This window comes from Mycobacterium innocens, assembly GCF_900566055.1.
Classification (GTDB): Bacteria; Actinomycetota; Actinomycetes; order Mycobacteriales; family Mycobacteriaceae; genus Mycobacterium; species Mycobacterium innocens.
This window is the reverse complement of record NZ_UPHQ01000282.1, coordinates 1-16970: the sequence shown is the minus strand read 5'-3', so window position 1 is coordinate 16970 and position 16970 is coordinate 1. Positions and strand designations below refer to the sequence as shown.

The following is a 16970-nucleotide window of genomic DNA, read 5'->3' as shown; positions in this document are numbered from 1 at the left end:
CAGGCTGATGCACCGCCTCGAACGACGCCCACCAGCCGAAGTCGAGGCCGAGTACTACGCTCAACAACAGATCGGGCAGCACACCGGTCACACGTAACGAGGTGTGCATGAAACCCGGGATGGTTCACAGATGGCGAGTCGCTTGTGTGCTTGAACCTCGTGCCGAATTCGCGGCCAAGGCAACCATGGTGACGGAAAGATGACCTGCATACGACCAAGGGCTATTGTGGTTCAACACCCCAAGCAGACTGGCAATCGTCCTGCTTTCATTCGCCGCGCCGGGCATCGCGCTGGTCCTAAACCTACGGGTCTTGAGCGAGCACCCATCGCCGGCGTCTTCAGTGGCGGCCAGTTGCCCAACAGTCTGGCATCCGCCGAATGGCCACCACGAGTCTCCGAGGGCCAGCAATCCAAAACCCGCGGTCGCAACAAATACGACACGTCCAAAGGCATCCAACGATGGAATCGAATCGCCCAGTCAATTCCAGGGACACAGCAAACCGTAATTTACCGCGCACCGAGTGAGTAGTCGGGCCGTCGTAGCCGAATTAATGTCATGGCCGTGACGCCATTACGCCACCTCCGCCGGCTCGATCGAATGGCGCGGAGGGTTGCTTTGACGCTACCCTGCTCTACACGAGCGAGCCGACGTTTCGGGCATTCTGTTGGATGCCGTCAGCCTGGCGTGGGCGTTCGCTGACCAGAAGTTGTGGGAGTAGTGGCTCAATGGTTTTTCCAGACCCCGTGTGCGCGGTCGCGACGGGCGAACCGGCGGATCGGCACTCGGCGTATTTGACAGCGTTTTCGCAGAAACGGGTTTCGGTCTTGGCGGCGACGGAGCAGGAGCCTCTCGTCGGCCACGCGAGCTCGGTTAGTCTCGGACACAGGAGAATCGTTGACTGATCCCGTGACCACGCGGGCAATCGCGTCGTTATCCCGCGGCCATCGCCTCTTCGCGCGCCGCTCCACACCCGCCGACATCGGCGGCGCCCCAGCGCACGTCCAGGCCCACGCCGACGCGATAGCGCAGGCGACGGTAGCCCAACCCACCGTCGCGGCACACCGGTCCGATACCTCGGTGCGGGTGCTGCGCCGATTGACCGACACCGATGCGGAGCTGGCGCTGATCGCCGCAGCAGCCCACGCCGATCACGCGCACGCCAGCACCGTGACGCGCACGGTCCTGGACGCTGCGAAGGCCGATGCCATGCCGTCCGTGGACACTCCGCTGGGCCGGCGCGAGGCGATGGCCCGAATGGTGGTACGGCTACGCGCCCAGCATCGACACATCGCGCGGTCCAAAGCGCGGGCACGGCTACATGCACTGCGGCTGCGGCGGCTGCACTACCTACGGGCACCAAGAAGAAGGCATTACGAAACCACACCCACCGGCCGCCGAGCGGTATTGGCTGCAATTCAGGAAGCTTTGGACATCAAGGGTATTCACGATCCCGTTGCACGCGCCAGGTGGACCCGTGGAATGGATCTGGTGGCGCAGCGCGAGTCCAACTACAACGCCGACGCCGAAAACCACTGGGATTCCAACGCTGCAAGGGGCACGCCCAGCAAGGGCGCTTGGCAGTTCATCGCACCGACGTTCGCGAGGTATCACCAGCCCGCAACGTCGACCGACATCCATGACCTGGTAGCCCAGGCGTGCGCGTTCATCAACTATGCGCGCGGCCACTACGGCGTGGCCGCCGATGCGTCGAATTTGGCCGTTCGGATCCAGCAGGCCGATCCTCGCCGAACACCCAAGGGGTACTGAGAAATGCCGTTGAGTTTGTCCAACCGCGACCAGAATTCCGGTCACCTGTTCTACAACCGGCGGCTGCGCGCGGCGACGACCCGCTTCTCGGTGCGGATGAAACATGACGATCGCAAACAAACTGCTGCGCTCGCGTTGTCGGTGGTGTTGGTCGCCATCGCAGCAGGATGGATGATGCTGCTCAATGTGCTGAAACCCACTGGCATCGTGGGAGACTCAGCGATCATCGGTGACCGCGATTCCGGCGCCATCTATGCGCGTATCGACGGTCGGCTATATCCAGCGCTGAATTTCACGTCCGCGCGGTTGGCAACCGGGACGGCCGGGCAGCCGACATGGGTCAAACCGGCTGAGATTGCCAAGTATCCGACCGGTCCGCTGATCGGCATTCCGGGCGCGCCCCCGGCGATGCCGGTAAACCTGGGCGCCATCTCGGCGTGGGCGGTGTGCGATACCGCCGGCCGGCCACGCAGCGGCGACAAGCCGGTGGTGACCTCGATCGCGGGCACGCTCACTGGCGGCGGCCGGGCGACGCCGCTCCGCGATGACTCCGGATTGCTGGTCACCTTCGAGGGCAGCACCTATGTGATCTGGGGAGGCAAGCGCTCACAGATCGATCCGGCCAATAGGGCGGTCACCTTGAGTCTGGGACTCGACCCCGCGGTGACGATGCCGGTGGAGATCTCGCGCGCGCTGTTCGACGGGCTACCGGCGACCGAGCCGCTGCGGGTGCCGCAGGTACCCGAGGCAGGATCCCCGTCGAAGTGGGTGCAGGGATCCCAGGTTGGTGCGGTGTTGCAAGCCCAAACCGCCGGCGGAGGAAGCCAGTTCTACGTACTGCTGCCGGACGGCGTGCAAAAGATCAATAGCTTTGTGGCCGATCTGCTGCGCAGCGCCAACTCCTATGGATCGACGGCGCCGCGACTGGTGACTCCCGACGTACTCGTCAACACACCTCAGGTGACCTCGTTGCCGGTGGAGTACTACCCGACCGGGCGGGTGAACTTCGTTGACACCGCGGCGAATCCGACCACCTGTGTTTCTTGGGAGAAGGCGTCGACGGATCCGCAGGCCCGCATCGCCGTCTACAACGGCCGGGGCTTGCCCGTTCCCTCGTCGATGGACAACCGGGTCGTGCGATTGGTGCGTGACGACCGCAACCCGGCGTCGGTGGTTGCCAACCAGGTTCTGGTGTTGCCGGGTGCGGCGGACTTCGTAACCTCGACCAGCGCTGTGGTCACCGCCGATTCGCGGGAATCGTTGTTCTGGGTGTCAGCCAACGGTGTGCGATTCGGAATCGCCAACGATGAATCGACGCTGCGCGCACTGGGACTGGACCCATCTCACGCCGTGCAGGCACCGTGGCCACTGCTGCGGACCTTCGCAGCGGGACCGGCATTGTCACGCGAGGGTGCGCTTTTGGCTCGCGACACGGTGCCGACGCTGGGCCAGGTGGCCGTGATGACGACGACAGCGAAAGCGGGCGGCTAGCAGGATGTCGAAGAAAGCATTTCCCATCAACCGTGCCAAGATCCAGCCGCCGAAACCGGTTCGGGTTGCGCCCAATGCTCCGATAGCGCTACCAGAACGCGAACCGCGCAACATCTGGGTGATGATCGGCGTACCAGCGCTGATCGTGGCGCTGATCGGCACCATCGTCATGCTGTATGTGTCGGGTGTGCGCAGTCTGTCAACCGGATTCTTTCCGCTGATGGGCATCGGCGCGTTCAGCATGCTGGCGTTTTCCGGTCGATTCGGCCGGGCCCGCAAGATCACCTGGGGCGAAATGGAAAAGGGTCGCCGCCGCTATCTTCGCGACCTCGACGTCATCCGTGACGAGATCCAGGAAGCCGTCTGCGCGCAACGCTCGTGGCAGCATGCGGTGCACTCCGATCCGCGCGGTTTGGGCGCCATCATCGGCGGACCCCGAATGTGGGAACGCGGCCGCGGCGACGTCGATTTCCTGGAGGTGCGACTGGGCACCGGCGTGCAGCATGCACCCGATTCAGTGTTGTCGGTGACCTGGCCTGACATCTCCTCCGAGGAGGAACTCGAACCCGTTACCGGACAGGCGTTGCGAGATTTCATCTTGGAACAGCGCAAGATTCGCGATATCGCCAAGGTGGTGAATCTACGCTCGGCACCGGGCTTCAGTTTCGTCAGTGAAGACTTGGATCGGGTGCGATCGCTGATGCGCTCGATGCTGTGCTCGCTGGCGGTGTTTCACAACCCGCGCGACGTCAAGCTGATGGTGGTGACGCGTAACCCCGAGGTGTGGTCATGGATGGTGTGGCTGCCGCACAACCTGCACGACGAGCTGTTCGATGCGTGTGGATGGCGGCGGTTGATCTTCGCCACCCCCGAAGAGCTGGAGGCGACGCTAGGCGCCGAGCTGCACATGAAGGGAAAGCGCGGCGCGTGGGCGCCGCCGACGGCGGCCAGCCCAACGGCAATGGGCTCCGCGCTGGAAACCGGCCAAGGCGCAAACGCGGTGGATTTGGGACCGCACTTGGTGATTGTTGACGACAACACCGGCAGCCCTGATGCGTGGGAGAGTGTCGTCGGGCAGGTCGGCAAGGCCGGTATTACGGTGCTGCGTATCGCGTCGCGGGTGGGCACCGGGGTTGGATTCAGCGACGACCAGGTTTTCGAGATGGCTGAACGAGATAGCGCGACAAGCGGTTCCGTAGCCCTCAGACCAGGCACAAATGGCTCTGATGGCTCCGAAGTCGAGGACGACGACGCCCGCCCTACACCGCTGCTGCGGGCACGCGGCAAGTTCTTTGCCCACGCCGACCAGCTGTCCATCCATCGCGCCTACCGATATGCGCGCGCGATGGCGCGGTGGTCGCCGACAAGCCGCAGCGAGATCGCCGATTTGACCAGCGGCGCCGCCGAGCTACTGCGGGCACTCGGAATCAGCGACCCACGAGAATTGGATGTCGATAGGTTGTGGTCCGAGCGCCGCGGCCGCGGCGACGAACGATGGTCGGAGATCCCGGTCGGCGCCAAACCGAACGGCGAGCTGCAGAACGTTATCATCCGCGCAAAAGACTTCGGCGGCTTCGGGTTTCATTCGGTAGTCATCGGTACCAGCGGTTCGGGCAAGTCCGAGTTCTTTTTGTCATTGGTTTACGGGATCGCGCTGACACACTCACCGGAGACGTTCAACGTCATCTTCGTCGACATGAAGTTCGAATCTGCGGCCCAAGACATCCTGGGTATTCCGCATGTGGTTGCCGCTCTGTCCAACCTCGGTAAGGACGAGCGCCATCTGGCGGAACGTATGCGCAGGGTCATCGACGGCGAGATCAAACAGCGTTATGAGCTGTTCACGTCGGTGGGTGCGCGCGATGCCAACGACTACGAAGAGATACGCCTTGCCGGTCGCGATCTGCCGCCGGTACCGGTCTTGCTCGTCATCGTCGACGAATATCTGGAGTTGTTCGCCAACCACGAGAAGTGGATCCAGCTGATCATCCATATCGGTCAGGAGGGCCGCGGCGCCAACGTCTTCTTCATGTTGGGCGGACAGCGGCTGGATCTGTCGTCGCTGCAGAAAGTCAAGTCCAACATCGCATTTCGCATCGCACTGCGAGCCGAATCCGGCGATGACAGCCGGGAAGTGATCGGTTCGGATGCGGCGTACCATCTGCCGTCCAAGGAGAACGGTTTTGCGCTGCTGAAGGTGGGGCCACGCGACCTCGAGCCGTTCCGCTGCTTCTACCTGTCCGCGCCGTTCGTCGTGCCGAAGAAAAAAGAAGTGGCCAAAACCATCGACATGACGTTGACCAAGCCCCGACTGTACAACTGGCAGTACCAGCCGCTGGACCCATCCGACGCCGAGGCATTGGAGGTGGCGGCCGCCGCCGATGCGGAACCCGAGGAATTCCTCTATCACGACGACGGATTCAAGAAGAAGAAGATTGTCGACGTGTTGCGTGAATCGCTACGTACCGTTCCGCACCGATCGCCGCGACGGCCGTGGTTGGAGCCACTGGAAGACGCCGAACCGGTTGATGTCCTGGTGGCTGGATATCGCGGCAAGCCATGGCATGTCGACTACGGGGACAACCCGGGGCTGATGTTTCCGGTCGGCGTCATGGACATCCCCGAAGAATCCAAACAGGTCGTGTATGCGATCGACGCGCTGCGCAGCAACATCATCGTGGTCGGCGCCAAGCAGCGCGGCAAGACGACCACCTTGATGACACTAATGGCTTCGGCCGCAACGATGTACAGCCCGGCGCGGGTGACGTTCTTCTGCATCGGCGGGGCCACTATGGCTCAGGTCGCTTCGCTACCGCATGTCACCGACATCGTCTCGCCCAAGGATGCCGAAGGCATCGAGCGCATCTTGAGCACCATGGACGCACTGATCGATTCGCGCGAAGAGGCGTTTCGGCGGGCCAGAATTGATCTCGACGGATTCCGCGAGCGCCGCTTCGGCCCGGGCAGTGACGGGATCGGCGGCACCGACCCCAACGACATGTTCGGCGATGTCTTCGTGGTGCTCGACGATTACGACGATTTGTACTCCCGGGACAACACCATCGGTGATCGCATCATCGCGCTGAGCAGCCGCGGTCCGGAATATGGTGTGCACCTGATGGTCAGCGCGGGCGGCTGGATCCATGGCCAGCGGCAAAGCCTGCTGCAAAACGTCACTGCGCGAATCCAGTTGCGGCTGGCCGACCCCAGCGAGAGCCAAATGGGGCATTCGTCGATCGAGTCGCGCGAGGCCGCACGGCGGACACTCAACCGCCCCGGTTTCGGTTTGACGGAGAGTTTGCACGAGCTACGCGTCGGTGTTCCGGCGCTGGCCGATCCTGCCACCGGCGAGCTGGTCAACATCACCGAAGTCGGGGAACGAATCGCCGAAGTCGCCGGCGTGACGAAGCACGCGAGCCTGCAGCGGCTGCCGCAGCGGGTCGAACTGAAGGCCATCCTCGAGTACGAGGCCGCGCACCCCAGCGGCGACGACCTCACGATTGCGTTTGCGATCGGCGAGCGGCACCAGCTGGGCCCGGTGCCGCTCAAGCTGCGGGAGAGCCCCGGGCTGATGATCCTGGGCCGCCAGGGCTGCGGCAAGACCACCGCGCTGGTAGCCATCGGTGAGGCGGTGATGAGCCGGTTCAGCCCGGAAGAAGCCCAGCTGACGCTGATCGACCCCAAGACCGCCCCGCATGGTCTTCGCGACTTGCATGGCCCCGGCTATGTGCGGGCATACGCCTATGACCAAGACGAGATCGACGAGGTCATCACCGTGCTGGCCCAACAGGTCCTACTGCCCCGATTGCCTCCCAAGGGCTTGAGCCAGGAAGAGTTGCGCGCGCTCAAGCCGTGGGAAGGGTGTCGGCATTTCGTGCTCATCGACGACCTCCAGGATCTGCGCAAGGAACAGACTTACCCGCAGAAGCCGCCGGTGGGTGCGGCGCTGTGGAAGCTGATGGAGCGCGCCCGCCAGATCGGGTTGCACGTGTTCACCACACGCAACAGCGCGAACTGGGCGACCATGCCGATGGACCCGTGGATGAGATTCCAAACGTCAGCGAAAGTGGCCCAGCTGTATATGGACAACGATCCGCAGAACAGAATCAACCGAATGGTTCGTGCGCAAGCGTTACCGCCCGGACGCGCTATTTTGGTGGATACCGATGACGCCGTCGAAGGAGTGTTGGTCGGGATCCCGTCGACGCTGGCCGCACGGTAAGAGCCAATCAGGATGGAAGGCAGCGTTCCAGAGTCGCAGACGGCGCGATGCAGCTCCGGTACATACGCATTCCGCTGCTGATCGCCGAGGCCGGCGGCGGCCCCTGGGCGATTAACAACAGTCTCCAGTTTGGTCGTCCGGCGCAGATTTCCGCTCTGGGGCAAGCATTTCACGACGCGGGCCGTTGCACCGCCGAGGCGGACGCCGCATTCGCCGACGCACGTCGCCGCTTCGAAGCGGCGTGGAACCGGGAAGACGGCGACCACCCAATCAACGACTCCGCCGGCGTGCAGCGGCTAATCCAGTCGCTGGGTGCTCAATCACTGCAACTGCCCAAAATCGGGGCGGACTTGGAAAACGTCGCGGCCGCTTTGACCGAGGCACAGCGATCTGCTGTCGGACAGATCTCTACGTCGGAGGCTCATCTGCAGCAGCTTGACAACCAAATCGGGCAAACCCTGGAGCTTGAGAAAAACATCCATCTCACAGCCGCTGACTTATCCGCACTCGACGCACTGATCTCTGCTCTTGAAGGGCAAGCAAGCAATTGAAGACACTCGGGCCGCTCTGGGCCAGCTGGAGTCACTGCGCAACGGCTACTCAGACATTCTGCAGCGATCACTGGCCAAACTCCGTACGGAGGGTACGACCCGGCGGCCATCCAAGCGCTGGACGCCCCGCAAGAGCCGGCCCTACCTGAACCGCCCCCGGATCGTCCCGCGCTGTCGCAGCCGTTGCCGGAAGACCCCAGGCAGTTCGCCGATCTGTGGGGGCGGCTGACTCCGGAACAAAGAGACTGGCTCTATAGCCAAGACCACAACGTCGGCAACCATGATGGGATGCCAGCAGTCGATCGGACCACTACAACCGGCTAGCGCTTGCCGACGAACTGAGGCGCTCCCAATCCGCCGTGCCCAGGCCGACGCATTGCGGGCCCAGCACCCTGACTGGGCGGCGGGGAAGAACATCCCTCACCCCAACACGCCGGGTGCAATTTTCGACGATCGCCTCGCCTACGAGGCCTGGCAACGACAATATGACACTGCGCGAAACCAAGCCAAGTACCTGCCGGATCTACAGGCGGTCGATCGAGCCGTCAAGGACAGTCCAGATAGGAAACTGCTGCTTCTAGACACCAAGAACGGCCGTCAGGCCAGGGCGGCCATCGCGGTCGGAGACCCTGACATGGCCACGCACGTATCGGTGACCGCGCCAGGGCTGAACACCACCGTGCACGGCAGTATCGGCGGCATGACTGAGGAAGCGACGAACCTCAGGACTGAGGCTCTGCGGCAATTGAGGTTCACCCAGGGACACGAGCACGATTCGGTGTCAGCGATTGCGTGGATTGGCTACGACGCACCGCAGGTTCCCGGCTGAGATGATGTCGGTGCTGCTATTGCGGGAATCTGGGGTGTCAGCCACGACGACGTCGCAAAGGCCGGCGCTCACGATTTGGCCCGCTTTTATGACGGGTTGGGTGTTGCTCACCAAGGCGCCCTCGCTCATCTGACGGCGATCGGGCACCCCTACGGCTTGCTGACTACAGGGCTGGCCCCACAAGAACCCGGCAATCACGGCGTCAGCGACGCCCTCTTGTACGGCTCGCCAGGAATCGAAGCGTCCACGCCGCAGCAACTGCATCTGAACACCGGACATGTCTACGCCATGGAAACCCCTGACGATCCGATCCAGTGGACCTACGACAGCAAAGCCATCGTGCACAACCTGCCATCCGGGCTGGCTCAGCTTCTCGGGTTCGGCGCCGACGCCACCGGCACGGGAGACTTCGGACCCAATCCGGCCACTGATCCGAACTCACTCACCTGGCCACTGGTCCGGCCACCGTGTCCGATGGGCACGGCGGGACTCTGAGTTTGGAGGGAGCGCACGGGCATAGCGACTACCCACGCCAGGGCAACAACAACCTGCCCCGCACCACCAGGTACAACGTCGCTGCGATAGTTACGGGCCTGGGCGACAAGGCTATCCGGTGAATACGGCCAGATGAACACACACCTCGACCGGGGATGCAACGGCCTTCTATGCGCCGTGATGACCGCAATCGCGCTAGCAGCAACACGATGTCACGTGGAAAATCCAGATACACCGACCCCGCCGAGCGCGGCAGCTCAGGCTCTCGCTGAACTCAAGGCCTTGCCCTCCTTCGAGGAAACCAAAGTTCAGGTGCAGGACGTCATGAACGAGATCACCGCGGCTGCAAGCAAGATTATTCCGTCGATCACCTGGGAAACGCTTGACGAAGGCTCTACCGGTAATTGCCAGCAACCTTACGAACAAACTGACGGCAAGCGATATTTTCTGCCAGATGCAGTTGCCGTCCGGGTGTCGATCTCCGACCTCGCCTGGACCAAGATTGTGGAGGCGGCCAGGGTAGCCGCTGTCAAAATCGGCGCCACCAACGTCCAGGTCATACGGAACCAGCCCGGCGACCATGATGTGTGGTTTTCCGGTCCGACCGGGACATTCATCAAGGTCGGCTATCGGGGCAACCTCGTAGTCTCCGGCTATACCGGCTGCAGACTACCGCGAGACAAGAAGTAGTCGTTTTGCGGAACGGGGAGATAGCTCGTGCGCCCAGAAGCTAATCGGCGGTCTCGAGATCGCCGCGGACTACATCTGGCTGCGTATGCCGCATCGATCGGTGTCCTCGCTTCGATCACCGACGCTTCCGTTCTTTGCACTTATCTGCGCCGTGGTGACCGCCGTAATGCCTGTCGTCCTGGTGGCGGCCTTCCGGGGGCATGTGCGCCGGTCAACAGGTAGGGCTGCGATCTTGTATTGCAGCGTATTTCGTCGGGCCATTGATCGCGAATTGGGCTGACTCGACCGGCATCTTGTGAGCCGGAGCCGGCCGACCACCACAACGGCCACTATGGATCGTCAATGTGGGACTCAGACCGGCCCGCAGTTGCCGCGGCGGCACCTATGCAGCGCTTGCCCGCCGAGCTCGAAAACCGGAAATCATGCCTGGCGCCAACTCATGAATACATCATCCGGCGACTCGCACTAGACTGACCAACCAACACGTCTCATCGCGAGACCACATTCGGAGGGTAAACATGGTTTGGTCTGTGCAACCAGAGGCAGTTCTGGCATCGGCAGCTGCGGAGTCGGCGATCAGCGCCGAAACCGAGGCCGCGGCCTCCGCGGCAGCACCGGCCCTGCTCGGGACGACCCCGATGGGCGACGATCCGGACTCCGCGATGTTTTCGGCGGCACTGAACGCCTGCGGTGCCAGCTATCTGGGTGTGGTCGCCGAGCATGCCGCCCAACGCGGTTTGTTCGCAGGAGCCCAAGGCCTCGCGGCGGGGGTGTCCGACTCCACCGAGGTGGCACGCGCAGCGGCATCGGCGCTGGGTTAAATCCGCATGCCCGATCCTGGATGGGCTGCGCGTACACCTGAGGCCAATGACCTGCTGCTCAAGGCAGGAACCGGAATCTCCACGCATGTGGCTAACCAAACGGCTTGGACCACTGTAGGTGCCAGTCACCACGCCTCAGGTATTGCGTCGGCGATCAACACCGCGGCGACCGCGGCGAGCTGGCTTGGCCTCGGCTCGGCTGCCTCGGCGCTCAACGTGACCATGCTCAATGCTTCCCTGCACGGCTTAGCCGGCTGGGTCGACGTCAAACCGGCGGTGGTGTCGGCGGCGATAGCGGCGTTCGAGATGGCCAACAGTGCCATGCGCCCGGCTCCAGAGTGCATGGAGAACCGTGACGAGTGGACGGTCGACAACCACATCAATCCGCTTGTCTGGGGGGCACTGACACCCCGAATCATCTCGCTTGATGTCGAGTATTTCGGGGTGATGTGGCCCAACAACTCGGCGGTGGGCGCAACCTACGGCGGGATCCTGGCGGGTCTGGCGGAAAGCCTGGCCATTCCGCCACCGGTCGCGACCATGGGTGCCTCACCGGCGGCACCGGCCCAGGCGGCTTCGGCTGTCGGGCAGGCCGCTGCGGAAGCCGCGGCTGGGGACGGTATGCGGTCCGCCTATCAAGGGGTGCAGGCGGGGACATCCACCGCCGGCCAGTCAACGTCGGCCGGCGAGAACTTTGGCAACCAAATCGGCACGTTCATGCAACCGGTCCAGTCGATGATGCAAGCGGTTCCTCAAGCTTTGCAGGCTCCGTCCGGGCTGATGCAGGCGCCGATGAGCGCCCTGCAGCCCTTGCAGTCGATGATGGGCATGTTCGCCAGTCCCGGCGCTCTCGGCATGGGCGGCGCGGCGCCCGGGGCTTCGGCGGCTTCGGCCGCAGCGGGGGCCGCGGTGACCGAGGCGTCGGTTGGCGCCGGGGGCGGGAGCGCCTCTCTGGGCGGCGCTGGCATGTCCGCTACCAGCTTCACCCGTCCGGTCAGTGCGTTTGAGTCGGGAAGCAGCGGTCGACCGGTGGGTCTGCGGCCAAGCGGGGCGCTGGGCGCTGAAGCCTTACGTTCGCCGACGACAACGACGATGAGCGGCGCGCCCATGGGCGGCATGCCGGTGGGTCATGCTGCCGGAGGCCACCGCGGATCGCACGGCAAGTCCGAGCAGCCGGCGACCGTGCGGGTGGTCGACGACCGCGATGTCACGAACTGGCGCAGAGGGTGAATCGACAGCTCTAAATTGCAGCCATACACTTCGCTTCATGCCCGATAGACAAGGGCGAAACGGCTCACCGTAGTTAGGAGAAAATCCCCATGGCAGACGGCACTATTCAAGTCACACCGCAGATGCTGCGCAGTACCGCGCATGACATTCAAGCCAACATGGAGCACGCGATGGCCATAGCCCAGGGCTACCTGGCCAACCAGGAGAACGTCATGAACCCGGCGACCTGGTCTGGTGCTGGCGTGGTTGCTTCCCACGCAACAGCTACCGAGGTCGCAAACGAGTTGAACAAGGTCCTGACGGGAGGCACCCGGCTGGCCGAAGGCCTGACACAGGCCGCGGCCCTGATGGAATCGCACGAAGCGGACTCGCAGCACGCGTTCCAAGCCCTCTTCGGCGGCGGCCACGGGTCCTGACCTACCGCTACCTCTAGTCCATATACCGCTTCGGAAGGAAATTCATCATGGCAGATCAAATCACTTATAACCCGGCAGCCGTATCCGATTTCGCTACGGACGTGGGATCGCGTGCCGGGCAGCTGCACGAAATTCACGAAGACACCTCCAACAAGACGAATGCGCTGCAGGAATTCTTCGCGGGCCACGGTGCGCAAGGGTTCTTCGATGCACAAGCACAGATGCTTTCGGGGCTTCAGGGTCTCATCGAGACGGTGGGTCAGCACGGAACCACGACCAGCCACGTGCTGGACAATGCGCTCGGAACCGATCAGGCGATCTCGGGGTTGTTCTAGTTCCACCACTTCCGCCAGCGGTACCAGCTGTGTCCGCGGCGACGTGGGTCCCAAAGTGGGGTGGGGCATACGCGCGATGCTGCGCGTGTGCCCCACCTTCTGTTTCTACATTGAGGTGAAGGCGCCATGCTGACGACGACGGTCGACGGGCTGTGGGTGCTACAAGCGGTGACCGGGGTGGAACAGATCTGCCCGGAACTCGGTCTGCGGCCGTTGCTGCCGCGGCTCGACACTGCCGAACGGGCACTGCAGCACCCGGTCGCTGCCGATCTCAAAGCCGCGGGAGCGCTCGACGAATCAGGCAACGCCGATCCGATGATCCGCGAATGGCTCACCGTGCTCTTGCGACGCGACTTGGGGTTACTCCTGCTCATCAACGTGCCCGGCGGCGAGCCGACGCGGGCAGCCATCTGCCGCTTCGCCACCTGGTGGGTCGTCCTAGAACGCCATGGCAAACTGATGCGGCTGTACCCCGCCGGCATGGCCAGTAACGAGACGGTGGCCGCTGAACTTGTCGTGGGTCAGATCGAACAGTTGTGCGGCGTCGCCGAAGCGGCGCCGTTGCGGCCGGTCACCGTGGATGCCGATGCGTTGCTGGAATCGGTACGCGACCCCGGCAGCCTGCGTTCCTTCTTGGTCAGCCAGCGCCTGGACGTCGACCAGTTGCAGATGCTAACCATGGCCGCCGATCCGGCGCGGTCTGCACACGCGGCAATTGTGGGGCTACAGGCTGGTATCGGACCAGAGAAGACGGCGCGCCTCCTCATCGGTGATACCGCGGTAACCATCATCGACACCCCGGCCGGACGCATCTGCGTGGAAAGCGTGATGGCGGGGCAGCGACGCTACCAAGTGCTCTCGCCTGGTTCGCGAGGCGACATCGGTGGTGCGGTGCAGCGCCTCATCCGCCGCTTGCCCGCCGGTGACGAGTGGTACTCCTACCGGCGTGTGGTGTGAATAACAGTGACGCGGAATGGCGCGTTGCCGCAGGTGCGCGGCAACTGCGCGAGGTAAACGTGGAATCACGAATCGTGTTAGCATCGCCGTCGTGACAAGCCCTTGGAATGACCCGAATATGTCAGACGAAGGAGCGCTCGGACGGGGGGATCCATCAGTTCGGCGCCACTTTCGGGATTCGGTATCCGACACCATGCGTATTACCGATCTGGCGGCGCCCCGGAAAATTCCTCCAGGGTCGGGCTGGCGAAAATTCATTTATGCCGCGTCGTTTCACAAAATTAACCCGGGGGAATCGCCCCGGGAACGACACTACCGCGATTTACAGGCGCGTATCCGGAGGCATATTCGTAGGCAATACGTGATCACGGTGGTTTCCGGCAAAGGGGGTGTAGGGGTAACCACGATGGCCGCCTGCATCGGCGGTGTGTTCCGCGAATGCCGGCCGGAGAACGTGATTGCGATCGACGCGGTTCCCGGCTTCGGCACGCTGGCCGACCGCATCGACGAGTCGCCGCCCGGAGATTACGCCGCCATCATCAACGACACGGATGTCCAGGGCTACGCGGACATCCGCGAACACCTCGGGCAAAACACCGTGGGATTGGACGTATTGGCCGGAAACCGCACTTCAGAACAACCCCGACCGCTGGTTCCGGCAATGTTCTCCGGGGTGTTGTCCCGGCTACGGCGAACCCATACCGTCATCATCGTCGACACCGCCCCCGACCTCGAACACGATGTCATGAAGCCGGTGCTACAGAACACCGACACCCTGGTGTTCGTCTCCGGCATTACCGCCGACCGGTCCCGGCCGGTGCTGAGGGCGGTGGACTACCTCAGGTCGCAGGGCTATCACGAGCTGGTCTCCCGCAGCACCGTAATCATTAATCACACCGACAACATCACCGACAAAGACGCGCTGGCGTACCTAACTGAGCGGTTTACCAAGGTCGGCGCAACAGTGGAAGCGATGCCGTTTGACCCGCACCTGGCCAAAGGCGGGATTATCGACACGGTCCACGAGCTGAAGAAAAAGTCGCGGTTACGGCTTTTTGAAATTACCGCGGGCCTGGCCGACAAATATGTTCCCGACGCCGAGCGGGCCGCGCCGTGACGTCCCCACATAAGGTTGCATTCCCGGCACGGTGCGCGGTCAACATTTGCTACGACAAGCATCTGAGCTCCCAGGTGTTTCCCGCCGGAATTCCAGTGGAGGGATTCTTCGAGGGAATGGTCGAGCTGTTCGACGCTGACCTGAAGCGTAAAGGATTCGACGGTGTTGCGCTACCGGCGGGCAGTTACGAGCTGCACAAGATCAACGGTGTCCGACTGGACATCAACAAAAGCCTCGACGAGCTCGGGGTTCAAGACGGCGACACGCTGGTCTTGGTGCCGCGGGTGGCCGGCGAGTCGTTCGAGCCGCAATACGAGTCCCTGTCGACGGGATTGGCGGCGATGGGTAAGTGGCTGGGCCGTGACGGCGGGGATCGGATGTTTGCCCCGGTAACTCCACTGACAGCTGCCCACACGGCGATAGCCATCATCGCCATGGCGGTTGGAGTCGTGGTGGCACTGGCGCTGCGGACCCGAACTTTCACCGACAGCCTGGTTCCAGCTGCGGTGGCTGGTGGGACCGGCGCCTTGCTGGTGGTAGGCGCAGCGGTGGTGTGGTGGGGCTGGCGGGAGCGGCGCGACCTGTTCAGTGGCTTCGGCTGGCTGGCGGTCGTGTTGCTGGCCGTCGCCAGTGCGTGTGCGCCGCCGGGTTCGCTCGGAGCGCCGCACGGGCTGATCGGAGTCGTCGTGGTACTTCTCGGCGCGGTCGCGATTGGTGTAGTGACCCAAAAGCGTTGGCAGACCGCGGTTGTCACCACCGTGGTGACGGTGTCCGGGATCCTGGCCGTGGTGGCGGTGATCCGGATGTTCCGGCCGGCTTCGGTGCAGGTACTGGCGATTTGGGTGCTGGTCGGCCTGCTGGTTCTGTTGAGGATGACCCCCACCATCGCGCTATGGGTAGCGCGGGTACGGCCCCCGCACTTCGGATCGATCACGGGCCGCGACCTTTTCGCGCGCCGAGAGGGGATGCCCGTCGACACCGTGTCTCCGGTCAGCGAGGACGACACCGAGGACGAAGACAACGAACTCACCGACATCTCCGCGCGCGGCGCAGCGATCGCCGCTTCGGCGCGGCTGGTGAATGCGGTGCAGGTAGGTGTGTGCACCGGGGTGTCGCTGGTGCTTCCCGTCGCGGTGTGGGGAGTGTTGACGCCGGGGGGCCCGTGGGCTTGGTTGGCGCTTCTGGTGGCCGGTCTGGCAGTAGGGATCTTCATCACCCAGGGCCGTGGATTCGCCGCGAAATACCAAGCGGTTGCCTTGGTGTTGGGAGCGTCGGCTGCGGTATGCGCGGGCGTCGTCAAGTACGCTGTCGCAGCACCACGAGATGTCCAGGCCGGACTTTTCTGGCCTGTCCTGGCGGTGGTGGTGTTTGCCGCATTGGGTTTGGCCGCAGCGCTTTTGGTGCCGGCGCTACGGTTCCGGCCGCTCATCCGGCTGACCGTGGAATGGCTGGAAGTGCTGGCGATGATCGTGTTCTTGCCGGCGGCCGCGGCTCTGGGGGGGCTGTTCGCATGGATTCGTCACTGAGCCGACGGTGCTTGCGTGCCGCAGCGGCGAGCGCCGCTATCGCGCTGGTGGGCATCTGGACCGACCTACCCGCCGCGCAAGCCATCCCACCACCATCGGTGGATCCCGCGCTGGTACCTCCAGACGGACCGCCCCGGCCCGACCAACCGATGCATCGCTCCAATAGCTGTTCGGCCCCGATAACCGTGAAAAACCCCGACGTGGCGCAGCTGGCACCGGGGTTCAACCTGCTCAACATCAGTAAGGCGTGGCAATACAGCACCGGTAACGGAGTGGCCGTCGCCGTCATCGACACCGGCGTCACCCCCAGCCCGCGGTTGCCGGTGGTTCCCGGTGGTGACTACATCATGGGCGAGGACGGCTTGTCCGACTGTGACGCGCATGGCACGGTGGTGAGCTCGATCATCGCCGCTGCGCCGCAAGGTATTTCACCCATGCCGCGGCCCATGCCGGCCACTCCGGCGTTTCCCCCGCCGGTGGGGCCGCCGCCGGTCATCGCCGCACCGGCGGGGGAAACGCCGG

At 63.5% G+C, this 16970-nt stretch carries 11 protein-coding genes and 2 pseudogenes; all 13 read left to right on the top strand.

Going from position 1 to position 16970, the window contains the following annotated elements; translation table 11 throughout:
- Positions 1-895: 895 nt before the first annotated feature.
- Positions 896-1768 carry a transglycosylase gene (locus EET03_RS27205; protein WP_075544972.1) on the top strand — a complete coding sequence of 291 codons (873 nt, stop codon included), beginning with the start codon at positions 896-898 and terminating at the stop codon, positions 1766-1768.
- A 3-nt stretch (positions 1769-1771) separates the two neighbouring features.
- Positions 1772-3259 (top strand): type VII secretion protein EccB, encoded by a 1488-nt coding sequence (gene eccB, locus EET03_RS27200; RefSeq protein WP_075544971.1) that lies wholly within the window; start codon positions 1772-1774, stop codon positions 3257-3259.
- Positions 3260-3263: 4 nt separating this feature from the next.
- Positions 3264-7481, top strand: a complete 4218-nt coding sequence (gene eccCa, locus EET03_RS27195) for a type VII secretion protein EccCa (protein ID WP_075544970.1) — start codon at positions 3264-3266, stop codon at positions 7479-7481.
- Positions 7482-7528: 47 nt separating this feature from the next.
- A pseudogene (locus EET03_RS33305) lies at positions 7529-9478 on the top strand (putative alpha/beta hydrolase).
- Between the two features lie 58 nt (positions 9479-9536).
- Positions 9537-10046, top strand: a complete 510-nt coding sequence (locus EET03_RS27185) for an LppA family lipoprotein (RefSeq protein ID WP_082274908.1) — start codon at positions 9537-9539, stop codon at positions 10044-10046.
- A 518-nt stretch (positions 10047-10564) separates the two neighbouring features.
- Positions 10565-10867: a PE domain-containing protein gene (locus EET03_RS27180; protein WP_063470850.1), complete on the top strand. Its 303-nt coding sequence runs from the start codon at positions 10565-10567 to the stop codon at positions 10865-10867.
- Between the two features lie 6 nt (positions 10868-10873).
- Positions 10874-12097, top strand: coding sequence for a PPE family protein (locus EET03_RS27175; protein ID WP_063470851.1), 1224 nt, complete (start codon positions 10874-10876; stop codon positions 12095-12097).
- A gap of 89 nt (positions 12098-12186) precedes the next feature.
- Entirely contained in the window at positions 12187-12513 is a 327-nt protein-coding gene (locus EET03_RS27170; protein WP_036418857.1) for a WXG100 family type VII secretion target, read from the top strand.
- Between the two features lie 47 nt (positions 12514-12560).
- A complete protein-coding gene (locus EET03_RS27165) occupies positions 12561-12848 on the top strand; it encodes a WXG100 family type VII secretion target (RefSeq protein WP_063469569.1) in 288 nt (95 codons plus the stop codon).
- Positions 12849-12974: 126 nt separating this feature from the next.
- A complete protein-coding gene (locus EET03_RS27160) occupies positions 12975-13805 on the top strand; it encodes an ESX secretion-associated protein EspG (protein ID WP_075544967.1) in 831 nt (276 codons plus the stop codon).
- Positions 13806-13896: 91 nt separating this feature from the next.
- The gene (locus tag EET03_RS27155) at positions 13897-14922 is read left to right on the top strand and encodes a MinD/ParA family ATP-binding protein (protein WP_075544966.1); all 1026 of its coding nucleotides are present in this window, start codon (positions 13897-13899) and stop codon (positions 14920-14922) included.
- Positions 14919-16448 (top strand): type VII secretion integral membrane protein EccD, encoded by a 1530-nt coding sequence (gene eccD / locus EET03_RS27150; RefSeq protein ID WP_099193856.1) that lies wholly within the window; start codon positions 14919-14921, stop codon positions 16446-16448. Before EET03_RS27155 ends, eccD begins: the two co-directional genes overlap by 4 nt.
- Positions 16433-16970: pseudogene (locus tag EET03_RS27145) on the top strand (type VII secretion-associated serine protease); the annotation flags it as partial. The gene eccD and the pseudogene EET03_RS27145, both read left to right, overlap by 16 nt.

Coding starts and splice junctions, on each gene's coding strand:
- EET03_RS27160 (WP_075544967.1), top strand. CDS start 12,975: ATGCTGACGACGACGGTCGACGGGCTGTGGGTGCTACAAGCGGTGACC.
- EET03_RS27180 (WP_063470850.1), top strand. CDS start 10,565: ATGGTTTGGTCTGTGCAACCAGAGGCAGTTCTGGCATCGGCAGCTGCG.
- EET03_RS27170 (WP_036418857.1), top strand. CDS start 12,187: ATGGCAGACGGCACTATTCAAGTCACACCGCAGATGCTGCGCAGTACC.
- eccCa (WP_075544970.1), top strand. CDS start 3,264: ATGTCGAAGAAAGCATTTCCCATCAACCGTGCCAAGATCCAGCCGCCG.
- EET03_RS27165 (WP_063469569.1), top strand. CDS start 12,561: ATGGCAGATCAAATCACTTATAACCCGGCAGCCGTATCCGATTTCGCT.
- eccB (WP_075544971.1), top strand. CDS start 1,772: ATGCCGTTGAGTTTGTCCAACCGCGACCAGAATTCCGGTCACCTGTTC.
- EET03_RS27185 (WP_082274908.1), top strand. CDS start 9,537: ATGACCGCAATCGCGCTAGCAGCAACACGATGTCACGTGGAAAATCCA.
- EET03_RS27175 (WP_063470851.1), top strand. CDS start 10,874: ATGCCCGATCCTGGATGGGCTGCGCGTACACCTGAGGCCAATGACCTG.